We start from the raw sequence: 16,992 nt of genomic DNA on the forward strand, positions 1-16,992 counted from the left end.
ATGACCATGTTCATGGGTTCGACGCCGACATCGTTGGTGAAGTTGGTGCCGATGCCGAACGCCATGCCGATACGGTCCTGGCAAAAGGCCTGGATCCGTTCGACCTTCTCCGGTGTCAGGGCGTCGGAGAAGATGATCGTCTTGCTGCGTGGATCGATGCCCAGCTTTTCGTAGTGGGCGATGGTCGAGGCCGCGAAATCGATCGGATCGGCGCTATCGTGCCTGACGCCGTCGAAGAGTTTGGCGAACTTCTTGTCGAAGCTCTCGAAGAAGGCCGAGCTGGTAAAGGTGTCGGTCAGGGCGATGCCCAGATCGCCGCGGTAGACATCGACCCAGTGCTCCAGGGCTAGGCTGTTGGCCATCTTGAAGCCGAACCGGGCACCGTGGAACATGAACCACTCGTGGGCATGGGTGCCGATGGGCTTGACGTCGTGGCGCATCGCCAACAGGACATTGCTGCTGCCACTGAACGCCTCGCCGCCGTGGTGGTGCAGCGCGCCGACCACTCGGTCGTGCACGTCGAACGAAAAACGTCGCCGGGTGCCGAATTCGGCGATTTTCAGCCCCAGCTTCTGGTACTGCTCTATCTTGGCCCGGGTGCGAGCCTCCACCGTCTCGTCGGCATCCCGCTCGACATCGCGCAAGCGGTACCAGAGTTCGCTGATCAGCGCCATCAGCGGGACTTCCCACAGAATGGTGCGATACCACAGCCCCTCGATCGTCACCGAGAGGTCGGCACCCTGCTGGCGGATGGTCACTTCCGCCGGGTCGTAGCGAAAGCCTGCCAGAAAATCGAGGTAAGTCGGATCGAGATAGGGGCAGGTGGCTTCGAGATAGCGCTTTTCGGCGTCGCTCAGGACCAGGTTGGCCATCGCATCCACCTCGCGTCGTAGCGCGTCGCCAAACCCGTCGGGAAACTCATGCTCGCCACGATTGATGAAGGCGTAGCGGGCCTGGGCGTAGGGGAAGCGCTTGATCACGGCGTTCTGCATCGTGATCTTGTAGAAGTCGTTGTCGAGAAGCGAAGTCAGCATGGGAACTCGTCATCAGCGTAGGCAGAACCCGCGGTCGTTGTTTGCCGGCGAGCGTTTCTTCAATGAAATCGGCTACAGGAAAGCCATGACACCGAACATTGTCACGATGAAGCCGCCAAACAGCAAAAGTCCCGCCAGCGACAACAGGATCAACAAATAGCCTAGTATCAAACCGGCCAGGGCCCAGCTATCGCCGGATTCCTGCTTTTGGCGAATCTGGCGTCGAGCGAGATGACCGCACACGACGCCGCCCAGCGCTGCAGGGGGGACGAAGGTGCCCAGCACGCTCAACGCGAACGCCGCCAGTGCCATGGTGTTGGTGGGGCCTGGTGGCGGTGTCGGCTGGCCGGGAGGGGAGGCAGCGGGTGTCATCGTGCTGTACATCTCGCGAGCTGGAACTGTCGGTAGAGTATCGCACGCTTGTCCGCGGCTCTCGAAGTTTTCAACATGAGCAGCGGGCGACGGGAGTTGAATGAACGACGGGAGGAAGGGAATGGCATTGCGGGTCGAGAATATCGGCAGCCTGGCTGCCGTCAGTGCGTCGCGCTGGAATGCCGTGGTCGGTGCCCGCTATCCGTTTCTTCGCTACGAGTTTCTGGCCGTGCTGGAAGCTTGCGGATGCGCCCACACCGAGACCGGTTGGGAACCGGACCATCTGATGGTTTTCGAGGGCGAGCGAGCGGTGGCGGTGCTACCGCGCTACGCCAAGTATCACTCGCGGGGAGAGTACGTGTTCGACTGGTCCTGGGCGGATGCCTGGGAGCGCGCGGGCGGCGATTACTACCCCAAGTCGCTGTCGGCGATTCCGTTCACGCCTGCGATCGGGCCGCGACTGGCGGTGGTCGAGGATGTCGACCGGCGTGCCGTCATCGCCGCACTGGCGCCGCTGATTCGCGACACCGGTCTGCAGAGCTGGCACCTGCTGTTTGCCGATAGCGACGAGGTTGACGACTGGCAGGCCGCGATCGGCGCGCCACTGCTGGAACGCCAGGCGGTGCAGTTCGCCTGGCAGGACGACGGCTTCGGCGACTTCGACGGCTTCCTGGCGCGCATGAGTTCGCGCAAGCGCAAGGAGATACGTCGAGAGCGGCGCAAGCTGTCCGATCAGGGATTCGTGTTCGAGCGCCTGACAGGAGACCGGATCGATGACCAGGTGCTGGCGCAGTTCTACCGCTGCTACTGCATGACCTACCTCGAACGAGGGCAGCGACCCTACCTGTCGCTCGAATTCTTCACTCGACTGCGTGACGGCATGGCCGACTGCCTGGTGCTGGTGCGTGCCAGCATGGCGAGTCGGGCGGTGGCCGCCGCGCTCTGTCTCCAGGGGGGCGACACCCTCTATGGCCGATACTGGGGGAGCGAGGTAGAGGCCGACTTCCTGCACTTCGAGACCTGCTACTACCAGGGGATAGAGCACTGCCTCGAGCGCGGCCTGACAAGGTTCGATCCGGGTACCCAAGGGGAGCACAAGTTGACCCGAGGGTTCGCGCCGGTCATCAGCCGATCGCTTCACTATCTCGAACATGAGGGGTTTCGCGAGGCGGTCGCCGAGTTCTGTCGCGAGGAGCGGGTCTACGTCCACACCTATCTCGAACAGTGTCGGCTACGTCTGCCGTTCAAGGACCCGCCGTCATAGCCCGGTGATCGCGATGGCTGCACCCGGTCGCAGCCCCGGTTAGTGATACTCTGCACCTGGACCCACTTGGGCGGCGCTCCGCCGCGACGAGGATAGAAGGTAGATGGACTTTCTCAATGAGGCGGCCGTTCTGCTCGGGGCGGCCATCATCGCGGTGCCCCTGTTTCAGCGCCTGGGACTAGGGTCGATTCTGGGCTATCTCTGTATCGGCCTGCTGACCGGGCCGTCGGTGACCGGGTTCGTATCCGAGCCGGAGTCCGTGCTGCATTTCTCCGAGTTCGGCGTGGTGATGTTGCTGTTCATCATCGGTCTGGAGCTGGAACCCAAGCGGTTGTGGTCGATGCGCAAGCGGCTGCTGGGACTGGGATCGTTGCAGATGGCCGGCTGCGCAGCCCTGCTGATGCCGATCGGGCTGCTGCTCAATCTACCGCTGAGTATCGCCATCTTCCTCGGCTTGACGCTGGCGCTATCGTCAACCGCCTTCGCGCTGCAGGTCCTCAACGAGCGCCGGCAGCTGGCGACGCCACATGGCCAGAGCGCCTTCGCCATGCTGCTGTTCCAGGATCTGGCAGTGATACCCCTGCTGGCGCTGCTGCCGTTCCTGGCCGGACGCGCGGACGCGGCGCCGGACGATGGCTGGGTCATTGCGCGCAGCATCGGTGTGGTGATCGCCGCCATCGCTTTCGGCCGCCTGGTCTTTCCCCGCGTGCTGGCGTTGATCGCGCGAAGCGACGTGCATGAGATATTTACCGCCGCCGCGCTGTTCCTGGTGCTGGCGATGGCCCTGGTCATGCAGTGGGCGGGCCTGTCGATGGCGCTGGGCGCCTTTCTGGGCGGTGTCATGCTGGCCGATACCCCATACCGGCATGAGCTCGAGGCCAACATCGAGCCGTTCAAGGGGCTACTGCTGGGGCTCTTTTTCATCGCCGTCGGGATGTCGGTCGATCTGTCGCTGGTGTTGGGCAACATCCTGCTGGTCATGGGGCTCGCCGTCGCCATGACCCTGGCCAAGACCGTGGTGCTGGCGATCATCGGCTGGGTGACTCGGTTGCCTCGCACGGAAATTCCCAGGCTGGCGACGATCATCGCCCAGGGCGGGGAGTTCGACTTCGTGCTGCTGACCGCGGCCGTGGCTGCCGGTGTCATCGATCAACGCATCGCCAGCCTCTGCATCGCCGCGGTGACCCTCAGCATGGCCGCGACGCCGTTTCTGTACCAGTTGGGCGAGAAGCTTGGCAACCGACTCAAGGAGAGTCGCCCTTACGACACCGACTTCGGCGATGACACGCCGCCGGTGATCATTGCCGGTCTCGGACGCTTCGGGCAGATGGTGGGGCGCATGCTGAAAATGCAGGGCATCAACTTCACCGCGCTGGATCCCAACATCACCCAGGTCGAATTCATTCGCCGCTTCGGTTCCCGCATCTTCTACGCCGACGCCACGCGTCTCGACCTGCTGCGTGCTGCGGGTATCGACAAGGCCCGGCTGCTGGTAATCGCGGTCGATAGCGAGAGCGCCGCACTGACCATCGCCCGCCTGGCCAAGACCCATTTCCCGGAGCTGTCCGTCTATGCCCGTGCCCGCAACCGCCACCACGCCTGGCAACTGATGGAGATCGGCGTCGACGGCGTGGTGCGGGAAACGTTCGCCTCGAGCATGGAAATGAGCGTCGAGGTACTCAAGGGGCTCGGCTATCCCAGCTCGAACGCCATCAATGCGGTGCGAACTTTCCGCGACTTCGACAACCAGCTGCTCAAGGATACCTATGCCCACCGCAACGACACGGAGCGGTTGATGGCGACCGAGAAGGCGGCGATGGCGGAACTGAGGTCCTTGTTCCAGCAGGAGCTCAACCGGGGCCGTGGCAACAAGGAGAGCGCGCGCGAGGAAGCCGCTGCCAACGATAGCGATGACGTGAACGAGGAGGTAGGTGATGACACAGGTGCTGAGAGAGCGGCTGGCGGCCCTGGGAATGTCCGTTGATGGCGCCGCGATCACACCACTCTCCGGTGGCGACAGTGGGGCAGCGCTATGGCGGGTCGACGGCGCGACGCCCTGTATCGTCAAGCGGGATACGCCCGAGCGTGTCGCCGGCGAGGCCGACGGCCTGCGGGCGTTGAGTGGCGCCTGCCGCAAGCTAATCGTGCCGGAGGTGCTGGCCGAAGACGACGATCTGCTGGTGATGCAGTTCCTGGAGGGCACGGGGAAGCGTGATGGCGCGGCGCTGGGTGAAGGCTTGCGCCAACTGCACCGGGATTCCCGCGACGCTGACGCCGGGCATGGCTGGCCGCGGGACAACGCCTGTGGCTTGACCCCGCAGCCCAACGCCCCGCTGGCCGACGGGCGTGCCTTTCAGCGCGACCGTCGTCTACTGCCGCTGATGAGAGGCTGCCGCGAGCGGGGGCTGCTGGATGCCGCGCTCGCCGGGCGTGTCGAGCGGGCCGCCGATTCGCTGGAGCACTGGCTCGAGCAGGCACCGCCGTCGCTGGTACACGGTGACCTCTGGTCCGGCAACGTGCTGTTCACGCCGCAGGGGCCGGCAATCATCGACCCCGCCGTCTACCGGCACTATCCCGAGGTGGACGTGGCCATGCTGACGCTCTTCGGCGGGCCGGGCGACGCCTTCTTCGAAGCCTACTGGGATGGCGACCGACCCGCGGACTGGGAGCGGCGGGAAGCGCTGTTCCAGCTCTACCCGCTGCTCAACCATCTCTATCTGTTCGGCGGCACCTATCGCCAAGGTGTGGCGCGGGCGGCCGATCGCATTCTGGCCGGCTGACGGCAGTCGCCGATCAGGCGCGTGCCGGAGCGCGAATATCGGTAGGGGCGACGGCCTCGCCGATGACGTGATGCCCTCGGGTATTGAGGGGCACTGCGTAGAGCGACGTGGTGGCGCAGACGTAGAGCCGATTGCGGCTGATGCCGCCGAAGCAGACGTTGGCCACGGTCTCCGGGATCAGGATGCGACCGAGGCGAGTGCCATCCGGGGCATAGCAGTGAACACCGTCGCCGGCGCTGGTCCACAGGTTGCCGGCGATATCCAGGCGAAAACCGTCGAAGAGACCGCAGTCCGACACGGCGAACACCTCGCCGCCCTGCAGGTGATGATTCTGGTCGACGCGGAATCTCCGGAGATGTCGGGGCCCGTCGGCGCGATGCGTCGCGCCGGTATCTGACACGTAGAGCCAGGATTCATCGGGGGAGAAGGCGAGGCCGTTGGGCTTCTCGAAATCGTCGGCCACGCGGCGCAGTTCGCCGCCGGGGGTGAGGCAGTAGACGTGGCAATCCAGCTCGGAGCGTCGCTTGCCACCTTCGTAATCGCTGTCGATGCCGTAGCTGGGATCGGTGAACCAGACCGAACCATCGGACTTGACCGCGACATCGTTGGGCGAGTTGAGCCGGTGGCCCTCGAAGGCATCCGCCAAGGTGGTGATACGGCCGTTGTGCTCGGTGCGAGTGACGCTGCGGCTGCCGTGCTCGCAGGTGATGAGGCGGCCTTCCCGGTCCAGCGTCTGGCCGTTGCTGAAGGCAGCGGGTTGGCGAAACACGGAGACGTGACCGTCATTTTCGTCGTAGCGCAGGATACGGTCGTTGGGGATGTCCGACCAGAGCAGGTAGCGCCCGGCGGCGAAGTAGGCTGGCCCCTCGCACCAGCGGCCGGCCTGCCAAAGTCGCTCGAGCTGGCCGTTGGGCAAGACCAGCGAGGAAAAGCGGTCGTCCTCGACGACTAGCCAGTCTGGATAGGTCATGATCGAAAGCCTCCGGCACAAAGACCGCCCAGTGTCGAGGGTCGAAACGGTGGTGTCTTTGCGACGAAAGTCGTGTCTTCGCCGCCGCCGGCCTGATCGATGGCGCTGCCCGCCCGCGCGGCCGGCATTCAGGAAGAAGAGTGGGGCGGCGAGGTGCAGTGGGGCGTGCATGGCGAGATGCGCTCGAAGAAGGTGTCGATCATGCGCGGGCCGATATCGCCAATATCATAGCGTGTCGGATCGCGCAGCCAGTCGTGCATCAGGCCGCCGAACATCGACATGAGCATGCGGCAGGCGATTTCCGGTTCGATGCTCGCTATCATCGTGCCGGTACGGTTTGCCTCCTCGAAGCGTTCCAGCATGGTCTCGTGGCAGTCGTCGGCGAGCCGTTGATGCAGCTCGAGAATGTCGACGTCGCTGGAGGCCTCGCAGCAGTGAAACAGGATCGTGTGCACCCGCCGGGAGCGTGGACCCTGCAGCCGCTCCAATGCGTGCAGCGCAGCCAACCGCAGACTCTCCAGCGGTGCGCGCGGACGTTCGAGGTCCTCGACATCATCCAGTAACTGACGAAGCGGCATCTTGACGCGATCCAGCATGGCGTGGAACAGGTCGGACTTGTTCTTGAAATGCCAGTAGACGGCGCCGCGGGTCATGCCCGCCTGGCGAGCGATCTGCTCGAGCGAGGTTCTCGAAACGCCGCGCTCGAGAAAAATCACTTCGGCGGCGTCGAGCAGGGCCTCTCGGGTGGCTTCGGCTTCAGCCTTGGTGCGTTTGGGCATGGTGATGTCGTCGCTGGCGTGAGTGAGTCATGGCGAATGGCTTTTCTTATGGGCGGATTAAAGTCGGCAAGATGCAGCATAACGAATTATCGGCAAGTTTACATTCATGTATGTATGCCTGTAAGCTCGCTACATTCCTTTAGGCACCCCTTTCCAGGACGGAGACTCATGCGCCCTAATTTCATGAATGGCACCCTCGGTTTCGGTGGGGCGATGTTGCTGTCGTTGGCATTGGCCGCCTGCGGTGGAGACGATCAGCAGAGTGCTCAGCAAGGTGGGGGGCAACAACAGAAGCCGCCCACCAAGGCTGAAGTGTTGGAGGTCGAGGCCCACGATGTCGCGCTCTCCAAGGAGTATCCCGCCCAGCTTCGGAGTAACCGCGAAGTCACCGTGATGGGGCGCGTGGAGGGGATTCTCGAAGCCCGCCACTATCGCGAGGGGAGCATGGTCGAAAAGGGTGACAAGCTCTTCACCATCGAGCAGGCGCCCTACGAGGCGACGGTCGCTCAGAACCAGGCCGACGTGCAGAGCGCGCAGGCGGAGGTGTATCGCGCCCAGCGCGACGCCGAGCGCTACCAGCGTCTTTACAACCAGAACTCCGTCAGCCAACAGCAGCGCGATCAGGCCCAGGCGGATCTGCGGACCGCGCAAGCCGCCCAGGCCCAGGCCCAGGCGGCGCTGGACAGTGCCCAGATCGATCTCAGCTACACCCAGGTCAATGCGCCGGTCAGCGGCATGATCAGCTTGAGCGAGGTCAATGTCGGTAACCTGGTGCAGCCGCCTCAGGAACTGGCGACCATCACGCCGCTGAATCCGATCGAGGTGCGTTTTTCGCTGCCTGCCGATGATGCGTTTTCCCTCCGTCGCCAGCGTCAACGGGGCGATGCCGAACAGGCCGACGTTGCTGTTTTGACCGCACCGGGCACCGAAAGTGCCAGTCACGAGGCGCTTCAATTGCAGGGCAAGCTCGACTTCCTCGGGTCGAGAGTCGACGAATCCACCAGCACGGTCCAAGCCGAAGCCGTGTTCCAGAACGACGACCAGCTCTTCCTGCCAGGGCAGTTCGTGCGGGTCAAGCTGCCCAACGTGATGCGTTACGACGTCTACGCCGTACCCGCCATCGCGGTGACCGAGGGACTCAAGGGACCCCAGGTCTTCGTCGTCAACGGTGAGGGCAAGGCCGAGTCACGTTTCGTGTCGCTGGGCGAGATCGCGGGAGACTGGCAGATCATTACCGACGGGTTGAATCCGGGCGACCGAGTCGTCGTGTCGGGCATCGGTAGCGTCTCCGCTGGCGACGAGATCGACGCCCAAGCCTTCAACGGCCAAGTGCCGCAGCCGCAGAACAACGCCGGCGAGAATCCCTCCCAGGAGGCCGATGCCCAGGGCGGTGAGGGCGTCGAGGGCGCCCATCGCGATGCGCAAGAGGCGAAAGACGGACAGAACGGGGCCAATTGATGAACTTTTCCAGCGTTTTCATCAGACGCCCGATCTTCGCCACCGTCCTCTCGGTCATCATCACGCTGATCGGGTTGATGGCGATGCGGACGCTGCCCATCGAGCAGTATCCGCCTGTCGTACCACCGACGATCAGCGTCTCCGCGACCTATCCCGGTGCCAGCGCACAGACGGTCTCCGACACGGTCGCCTCGGTGATCGCCCAGGAGATCAACGGTACTCAGGACATGATCTATCTGACCTCGAGCAGTTCGGATAGCGGTCAGATGTCCATGAGTGTCTATTTCAACATCGGCACCGATCCGCAGACGGCGACGATCAACGTCAATAACCGGGTCCAGCGAGCGCTGTCGCAGCTTCCCAGCGAAGTGCAGTCCCAGGGGGTCACGGTCGAGCAGCGGTCATCGAGCATCCTGCTGTTCGTCGGCATCACCTCGGACTCCGATGCCTACGACTCCCTGTATCTGACCAACTACGCCAACATCAACGTGACCGATGAGCTCTCACGCCTTCCTGGCGTGGGGCAGGCCGAAGTACTGGGTAGCCAGGAGTTCGCGATGCGCGTCTGGCTCAACCCGGACAAGCTGGCCCAGTACGATCTGACCCCGGCCGAGGTCTCCTCGGCGATACAGGCGCAGAACGCGGTCGTGGCGGGTGGCAAGCTGGGCGCCGAGCCGCAGAGCGACCCCACCCCCTACACCTATACCATTACCACCCAGGGCCGTTACGAGAGCGTCGATCAGTTTCGCGAGATCGTGCTGCGAACCAACCCGGATGGTTCTTCGCTGCGCCTGAGCGATGTGGCGCGGATCGAGTTGGGGAAAAACAGCTACGGCATTCAGGCCTACGTCAACAACAAGCCGATCGCGCCGATCGCCATCTACCTGCAGCCGGGTGCCAACGCGCTGGATGTGGCATCGGAAGTGAAGACGGCGATGGCGGATCTGAAAACGCGTTTCCCGCCGGGACTGGATTTCGATATCCCCTACGACACGACGCTGTTCATCGACGCCTCCGTGCAGTCGGTGGAGCACACCTTCATCGAGGCCCTGGTGCTCGTGGCGGTGATCGTGTTCCTGTTCCTGCAGAGCTGGCGCTCCACCCTGGTGGCGATGTCGGTGGTGCCGATTTCGGTGGTGGGGACGTTCGCCGGGATGTACCTGCTCGATTTCTCGATCAACCTGCTGTCGCTGTTCGGCATGATACTGGCAATCGGGATCGTGGTGGATGACGCCATCGTGGTCATCGAGAACGTCGAACGCATCATGGAGGAGGACGAGGAGGCTACCCCGTTCAGCGCTGCGCTCGAGGCAATGAAAGAGGTGTCGGGCGCGGTCATCGCGACCGCCTTCATCATGGCCGCGGTGTTCGTGCCGGTCGGTTTCATGAGCGGCCTGACCGGGCAGATGTACCAGCAGTTCGCGATCACCATCGCGATCTCGGTGGCGATTTCGGCCATCGTGGCGCTGTCGTTCACCCCGGCCATGAGCGCGATCTTCCTGAAGAACCAGGATCGCCTCCAGCAGTCCGGCTTCGTCCGCGCCATTCGCAAGCCGTTCGACTGGTTCAACAAGATCTTCGACAAGATCACCGATTTCTTCATGGCGATCACCAACTTCATCATCCATCAGTTGTGGCTGGTGATAGTCGGTCTTGCTGCCGCGGGCATCGTATCCTGGTTGATCTTTGCCCAGTTGCCGGCGGCGCTGCTCCCTTCCGAGGATCAGGGCGTCGCGCTGGCTGCCGTCAACCTGCCCGCAGGATCGTCGGTGGCGCGAACCGATGCCTACGTGCAGGAGCTCAGCCAGCGCCTGCGCGACGAGGTGCCCGGGATCAATTTCGTCACCGGCATACCCGGCTTCGACATCCTGTCGAGCTCGCCCAATACCGCCAAGGGCACGGTCTTCGTGACGATGAAGCCCTGGCAGGATCGTGATATCACCGTCGATCAGTTGACCCAGAAGATCATGCAGATCGGGGCCCAGATCCAGGGGGGGCAGACCGTGGCGTTCAACCTGCCCCCGATTCAGGGCTTGTCGCCGACCGGCGGTTTCACCGGCTATCTGCAATCCTTCGGCGGTGATACGTCGCAGCAGTTGTCGGAGGCCGCCGGCAAGGTGATGCAAGCCGCCGCCAAGCGTCCGGAGCTCGCGGGTGTATTCACGTCGCTCGATGTCAATGTGCCCTCCTACAAGGCCGACGTCGACACGGAAAAGGCGCGCAGCCTGGGGGTCGATATTGCCGACCTGAACACCACCATGGCGAGCACCTTCGGCAGTTCGTTCGTCAACTACTTCACCAGTTCGGGCCGTAACTTCCAGGTTTACCTGCAGTCGGAAGATGACTTCCGCCGCAACCCGGATGACCTGAGCAAGGTCTACGTGCGAGGTGGCGAGGGCCAGCGTATCCCGCTTTCCGAGCTGGTCACGCTGACGCGCGACAAGGCACCCACGGTACTGCAGCGTTACAACACCTATGCGGCCGCTCAGTTCTCGGGTGGGCCGGCACCGGGCTACAGTTCCGGGCAGGCGGTACAGGCGATGCAGGAAGTCGTCACCGATACGTTGGGCTCCAATTACGGAATGGGCTGGAGCGGCGAGGCCTATCAACAGGTCAACGTGGGCACGGCTGCGACACTGGCGCTCTCCTTCGGCGTGATCATGATGTTCCTGATCCTGGCGGCCCAGTACGAGAGCTGGACCTTGCCGCTGGCCGTCGTCTCCGCCGTCCCGTTTGCGTTCATCGGTGCAATTCTGGCCGTTTACCTGGCCGGGTTGAGCACGAGTGTCTACCTGCAGGTGGGGCTGCTGGTGGTGGTCGGCCTGGCGGCCAAGAACGCCATCCTGATCGTCGAGTTCGCCGAGCAGCAGCGCAAGCACGCCGGGTTGTCGGTGGTCGATGCGGCCAAGGTGGCGGCGCGCCAGCGGTTCCGTCCGATCGTGATGACGTCGCTGGCCTTTATCGGCGGCACCCTGCCGTTGGCGCTGGCATCCGGTGCCAGCGCGGCCAGCCGTAACCAGATCGGAACGCCGGTCGTGGGGGGCATGATCTCCATCACCTTGCTGGCCACGGTGTTCGTGCCGGCGACCTACGTGTTGATCATGAAGGTCACCCACGGGCTGCAGTCGAGGCTGGGCCGTGACAAGCGGCGCAACGATCGCCAGCCGACGCCGGACGAAAGTCACTAGCACGCTGTGTCGATGCTGCCGAGAAATCGGCTTTTCAGAGGCAACCTCCCACGGAGGTTGCCTTTTTTAATGGCCGCCGCTTCGAGGGTCGCGGCAGCGAGCCAAACAGGCTTTGACGCTATCCAGCCGGTGGCATATATGTGTAGGAGGGGGCGGCGTCAACGAGCGACGTTCGTCACCCGATCACGCCCGCGAATCATTACCCGGCATTTCGGCACGGGCGACCGACCGTCGGTCTTTGCTATTAACGTCGGTTATGGCCGTCACGGGCTCCCGAGGCGCAGGATGATGTGTCGACGCTGGTTAAACTTGACTGGTGGACTCAATGTTCAGGGAGGCTGAACATGACGCAGGCCGCAGTTCGTGGGAGGCAAAGTCATACGGCTGCGAGATATGGGGAGGACCCCCTTTGGCTCGCGTCGCTATCCGGTCGATCCTCGTCCAGGGCCCCGGCAGGGGCATTGTCACGTCCGCTTCCCTCACCGCCGATTCGTAACCGCCGGGTACTGTTCGTCACCACCGAGATCGCCGACTTCATCAAGGCGGGTGGTCTGGGCGACGTCTCCGCGGCACTGCCCCGGGCATTGAAGCCCAATTATGACGTGCGGGTGCTGATGCCCGGCTATCGCCAACTCCTGACCGCCGGGCGTCCCATCGCCCACGTGGCCAGTCTTCCCGCCCGGCACGATTTGCCGGCCTGCGAGATCGGACGTCTCGTGTGCGAAGACGGCTTGATCATCTACGTCGTGCTGTGTCCCGAACTCTACGATCGGGTCGGCAATGCCTACGGGGACGAACTGGGGGTGGGCTGGCCGGACAACGACATTCGCTTCGCCAGGCTGGCGATGGCGGCGGCCGAGATCGTCAATGACGCGACGCTGCTCGACTGGCAGGTGGAGCTGCTCCATCTCAACGACTGGGCGACCGGTTTGACGGCGGGCTATGTCCGCTGGCTCGGCAAGCGCTACGTTCCCTCGGTCTACACCATTCACAATCTTGCCTATCAAGGGGTGTTTCCACTGGAGCGCATGGCGGCGCTGGGCATTCCGGCATCCGCCTTCCACATTGACGGCGTCGAGTTTTACGGCCAGATATCGTTCATGAAGGCGGCGCTCTCCTACGCCTCCCACGTGACCACGGTCAGCAGCAACTACGCCCAGGAGATCACCACGCCAGCCCTGGGGTGCGGGCTCGAGGGATTGCTCAAGAAGCGCGCCCTGGAAGGGCGGCTCAGCGGCCTGCTCAACGGCATCGACGACCGCTGGGATCCCCGTATCGATCCCCACCTGGCGCCAAATTTCGGCATCAACGACTGGCATGGCAAACGCGCCAACATCCAGCGTGTGCGTCGCATGTTCGGACTCGCGCCCAGTGGCGGTCCGCTGTTTGCCGTGGTCTCGCGGCTGGTGGCGCAGAAGGGGCTCGATCTGACCATCGAGGTCACCGACGCCATCGTGCGGGCCGGCGGCCAGCTGGTCGTGATCGGCCAGGGCGAGCACGCCATCGAGCAGTCGCTCGTCGAGATGGCGACGCGCTACCCGGGCCAGGTGGGCGTCAACATCGGTTTCGACGAGGGCGAGGCGCGTCAGATCTACGCGGGCAGCGACTTCCTGCTGATGCCCTCGCGGTTCGAACCCTGCGGGCTCAGCCAGCTCTACGCTCAGCGCTTCGGTTCGCTGCCGATCGCCCACCGAACGGGGGGGCTGGCGGATACGATACAGGATGGAATCAATGGCTTGCTGTTCGACGACATGAGCCTGGACAGTTATCGCGCCACGGTGCTGCGTGCCTTCGATCTCTTTCGGGCCACCGACCTGTTCTACGCCATGCGCCGCGCGGCGATGGCCGGGCGGCTGCATTGGCGCCAGGCCGTGGTCCCCTATCGCCGGCTCTACGCCGACCTGCTGACCGAGACGTTCGTCCATTCCAAAGAGCAGGTGACTAGCCGATGAAGTACTCCGCAGGAACCAACGGGGCCGGCGCTGGCATGAACTCGATGCCACGAGTGAGCCTCGGGGTTGCAGGCGCTCGCACGAACGATCAGGACGGGACGCTGCCCCGCGCGGCGTCAGGTGTCGGGGGCGCCGCCGATGAGGGGGAGACGGAAGACGCGTGGCCCTGGGACGACGGGGAGTGGATGCGATCGAGAGCGGGGCGTCATGGCGGCGACATGCCATTGTCGCTCTACCGGCTGTGTGGGGCCGATTGGTACGCTTCCCGCTTCCCCCTGCCCCTGAGCTGGAATCAGCTTGCCCAGGAACTGGTGCCTTACGTCGCCGACCTGGGATTTACCCATATCGTGCTCGACGAGGGGATTGTCGCGGTGCCTTACGCGGTGGTCTGCCAGTTCGTCGAGACCTGTCATGTCGCGGGCGTGGGCGTCGTGGTCCAGCGTCCTGCGTCGTTATCGATGTCCGAGGCCGAGTTTGTCGCATGGTGTCAGCGCTGCCATCTCGATGGCATCGACGAAGGCGGCCGCGATGGCGGCTGTCGGTTGTTCGGCAGCGACACCGTCGGGTCGACGCTGACGTTGCATCGCCGACCGCGATGGCAGGTTGCCAGTGCCGACTATCTCGCGCTGGGTCCTACCGGACGCCATCTGCGACACCACGACTGGGTCGAGGCATTGACCCCGCGCGAGAGCTCGCGTGGATTGCTGGAGCAGGTGCCGGATGAGGGCTCGGCGCTAGGCCAGTGGCGACAGACAGTCCACGGAGACGACTGGCAGCGTTTCGCGGCGTTCAGGGCGTGCCTGGCGCTGATGTGGGCGCTGCCTGGTGACAAGCAGGTGGCGATGGGCGTGGAGCTGGGCCAGGTGCTGGCCGGCCCCTGGGAGGCGTCGCTGCATTGGCCACTGCTGTTCGAGACCCGGCATGCGGGGATACTGCGTCTCGTGGCCGATCTCAACCGACTGTACGTCAACGAGCCGGCGCTGCAGATCCGTGCCGACGAGTCGCTCGGATTCGAATGGCTGGTCGACGATGACAGCGACAATAGCGTTGTCGTATTCGCCCGCCATACCGAGAGCGGGCACGCCAGCATGATCTGCCTCTGCAACTTCCAGGCGTGCGTGCACTATCGCTATCGGTTTGGTGTTACCGGCGCGGGCCGGTGGCGGGAGATATTCAACAGCGACAGCGTCTTCTACGGAGGGAGCAATGTGGGTAATGGCCATGGCGCGACGACCGAAGCGATTCCCAGCCACGGCCATGCCCAGTCGCTTGCCGTGACGGTACCGCCCATGGCCGCGCTGTATCTGCGTCACGAGACCTGGTTCGAGGAGGCACCATGAGCGCCAGCACCGAGGTGACCCGTGACGAGGCGCCGACACCCTGGGCGCCTTTCTACGGCGCGACGCCAATGGCCGATGGCCGTACGTGCTTTCGGTTGTGGGCGCCCAGCGCCCGGCGGGTGATGCTGGAGTGCGAGGGCCTGGCACCGCAGCCGATGGATCCGGTTGGCGAGGGCGGATTCGAGCTCGAGCTCGAGTGTCCTTCGCAAGCGGCCTACCGCTATCGTGTCTTCGTCGGGGATGACGATGACGGGATGCCGGTGCCCGATCCCGCCTCGAGAGCACTGCGGGGTGGTGTCGACGGCGCCTCCCTCCTGGTCGACCGCAATCACGAGTGGCGCCATGACGACTGGACGGGCCGTCCTTGGGAAGAGACGGTGATCTACGAGGTCCATCTGGGCGCCTGCGGTGGCATCGATGGCCTGCGTCGGCGCCTGCCGGCACTGGTCGAGCTGGGCATCACCGCCATCGAGCTGATGCCGGTCGCCGAGTGTCCCGGGCAGCGCAACTGGGGCTACGACGGCGTCCAGCCCTATGCCGTCGCGTCCTACTACGGCTCGCCGGAAACACTGAAAGCGCTGGTTGACGAGGTTCACGGGCACGGCCTGATGATCTTTCTCGATGTGGTCTACAACCACTTCGGGCCGGACGGCAACTTCCTGCCCCACTACGCCGAGTCTTTCTTTCGTGACGACCTGCAGACACCCTGGGGCGGGGCCATCGATTTTCGTCGTCCGCAGGTGCGGCGTTTCTTCATCGACAACGCGCTGATGTGGCTGCTCGAGTACCGTTTCGACGGACTCCGGTTCGATGCCGTCCACGCCATCAGCGAACGGGATTTCCTGGTCGAGCTGGGGCAGACCCTGCGCGAGCGCGTCGGCCCGACCCGCCATTGCCACCTGATCCTGGAGAACGAGAACAATCAGGCCAGCCTGCTGGCACCGGGCCTGTTCGACGCCCAGTGGGCCGATGACTGGCATAACGTGATGCATGTGCTGCTGACCGGCGAGCACGAAGGCTATTACGCCGATTTCGTCGAGAACGCCACGACGAAGTTGGCGACGGCGATGGCGGAAGGGTTCGTCTATCAGGGCCAGCGCTCGCGCAAGGGAGAGGCCCGGGGAGAGCCCAGCGGGAACCTGCCGCCCACGGCGTTCGTCAACTTCCTCCAGAATCACGACCAGATCGGCAATCGCGCCCTTGGCGAGCGTCTGTCCCGGTTGAGCGAGCCCGACGCGCTCGATGCCGCGACGCTCCTGCTGCTGCTCTCTCCCGCCATCCCGTTGCTGTTCATGGGCGAGGAGTGGGGGTCGCGGAGACCGTTTCTCTTCTTTACCGACCATCGAGACGATCTGGCCGATGCGGTGCGTGAGGGCCGTCGTCGCGAATTCGCGGACTTCAGCGCATTCGAGGATCCGGCCCAGCGCGAGCGGATTCCCGACCCCAATGCGGCGGCCACTTTCGCGGCTTCGCAGCTCGACGATCAGGAGGCGGCCATGCCCGAGCATCGCGACTATCGGGCGCGCTTCGCAGCATGGCTGGCGCTGCGTCACCGCTTCATCGTCCCCTGCCTGGCGGGCTGCCATGCGCTCGGCGCTCGGGTCCTCGGCGACAAGGCCGTGGAGGCCGTCTGGCGGATGGGCGACGGTCAAGAACTGACCGCCGCGATCAACCTCTCGCCAGGTCCGGTTGGCTTGGGCCTTCGTGGCGACCCGCTGGCCTGCTCGCGACCAGGCGTCATCGACTCTCTCGGCGAGGGCCAATTGCCGGCCCGCGCGAGCGCGGTGTGGCTTGCCCCGGCGGATGCCAAGAGGGTAGCCGATGACGTGGCGGGAGCGCCCCATTCATGACGGAC

Annotated in this window: 12 protein-coding genes; 8 read left to right on the top strand and 4 right to left on the bottom strand. The window is 64.2% G+C overall.

From position 1 onward, the window contains the following. A partial coding sequence (pncB, locus tag DOM45_RS12845) for a nicotinate phosphoribosyltransferase (protein WP_110601135.1) occupies window positions 1-1,034 on the bottom strand: 1,034 nt, incomplete at its 3' end. A 72-nt stretch (window positions 1,035-1,106) separates the two neighbouring features. Further along, the gene (locus DOM45_RS12850; protein WP_232822170.1) at window positions 1,107-1,406 is read right to left on the bottom strand and encodes a DUF4190 domain-containing protein; all 300 of its coding nucleotides are present in this window, start codon (window positions 1,404-1,406) and stop codon (window positions 1,107-1,109) included. Between the two features lie 121 nt (window positions 1,407-1,527). On the opposite strand from DOM45_RS12850, the gene DOM45_RS12855 reads away from it, so the two are divergent. The 3 genes from DOM45_RS12855 (at window position 1,528) to DOM45_RS12865 (ending at window position 5,450) form a co-directional block, all read left to right on the top strand. Beyond that, on the top strand, window positions 1,528-2,670 hold the full coding sequence (locus DOM45_RS12855) for a GNAT family N-acetyltransferase (RefSeq protein WP_110601138.1): 1,143 nt from the start codon (window positions 1,528-1,530) through the stop codon (window positions 2,668-2,670). A 103-nt stretch (window positions 2,671-2,773) separates the two neighbouring features. Further along, a complete protein-coding gene (locus DOM45_RS12860; protein WP_110601140.1) occupies window positions 2,774-4,654 on the top strand; it encodes a monovalent cation:proton antiporter-2 (CPA2) family protein in 1,881 nt (626 codons plus the stop codon). Continuing rightward, window positions 4,605-5,450, top strand: coding sequence for a fructosamine kinase family protein (locus DOM45_RS12865; protein WP_110601141.1), 846 nt, complete (start codon window positions 4,605-4,607; stop codon window positions 5,448-5,450). The genes DOM45_RS12860 and DOM45_RS12865 overlap by 50 nt, the downstream gene beginning before the upstream one ends. A gap of 13 nt (window positions 5,451-5,463) precedes the next feature. Here DOM45_RS12865 and DOM45_RS12870 read toward each other — a convergent pair whose 3' ends face one another. Then, window positions 5,464-6,420 carry an SMP-30/gluconolactonase/LRE family protein gene (locus DOM45_RS12870; RefSeq protein WP_110601143.1) on the bottom strand — a complete coding sequence of 319 codons (957 nt, stop codon included), beginning with the start codon at window positions 6,418-6,420 and terminating at the stop codon, window positions 5,464-5,466. A 128-nt stretch (window positions 6,421-6,548) separates the two neighbouring features. Continuing rightward, the gene (locus DOM45_RS12875; RefSeq protein ID WP_110601144.1) at window positions 6,549-7,199 is read right to left on the bottom strand and encodes a TetR family transcriptional regulator; all 651 of its coding nucleotides are present in this window, start codon (window positions 7,197-7,199) and stop codon (window positions 6,549-6,551) included. A gap of 168 nt (window positions 7,200-7,367) precedes the next feature. Between DOM45_RS12875 and DOM45_RS12880 the strand changes: the two genes are divergently transcribed. From DOM45_RS12880 to treZ, 5 genes are all read left to right on the top strand, one after another. Next, window positions 7,368-8,657 (top strand): efflux RND transporter periplasmic adaptor subunit, encoded by a 1,290-nt coding sequence (locus DOM45_RS12880; RefSeq protein ID WP_240612391.1) that lies wholly within the window; start codon window positions 7,368-7,370, stop codon window positions 8,655-8,657. Next, the gene (locus DOM45_RS12885; RefSeq protein ID WP_110601147.1) at window positions 8,657-11,845 is read left to right on the top strand and encodes an efflux RND transporter permease subunit; all 3,189 of its coding nucleotides are present in this window, start codon (window positions 8,657-8,659) and stop codon (window positions 11,843-11,845) included. Before DOM45_RS12880 ends, DOM45_RS12885 begins: the two co-directional genes overlap by 1 nt. Before the next feature lie 461 nt (window positions 11,846-12,306). Next, window positions 12,307-13,797: a glycogen synthase GlgA gene (gene glgA / locus DOM45_RS12890; RefSeq protein ID WP_240612392.1), complete on the top strand. Its 1,491-nt coding sequence runs from the start codon at window positions 12,307-12,309 to the stop codon at window positions 13,795-13,797. Further along, entirely contained in the window at window positions 13,794-15,137 is a 1,344-nt protein-coding gene (locus tag DOM45_RS12895; RefSeq protein WP_157958419.1) for an alpha amylase C-terminal domain-containing protein, read from the top strand. The genes glgA and DOM45_RS12895 overlap by 4 nt, the downstream gene beginning before the upstream one ends. Then, entirely contained in the window at window positions 15,134-16,987 is a 1,854-nt protein-coding gene (treZ, locus tag DOM45_RS12900) for a malto-oligosyltrehalose trehalohydrolase (protein ID WP_205909457.1), read from the top strand. The genes DOM45_RS12895 and treZ overlap by 4 nt, the downstream gene beginning before the upstream one ends. Window positions 16,988-16,992: the final 5 nt, after the last annotated feature.

Origin of the sequence: Salinicola lusitanus (genome assembly GCF_003206045.1) — a bacterium.
Classification (GTDB): domain Bacteria; phylum Pseudomonadota; class Gammaproteobacteria; order Pseudomonadales; family Halomonadaceae; genus Salinicola; species Salinicola lusitanus.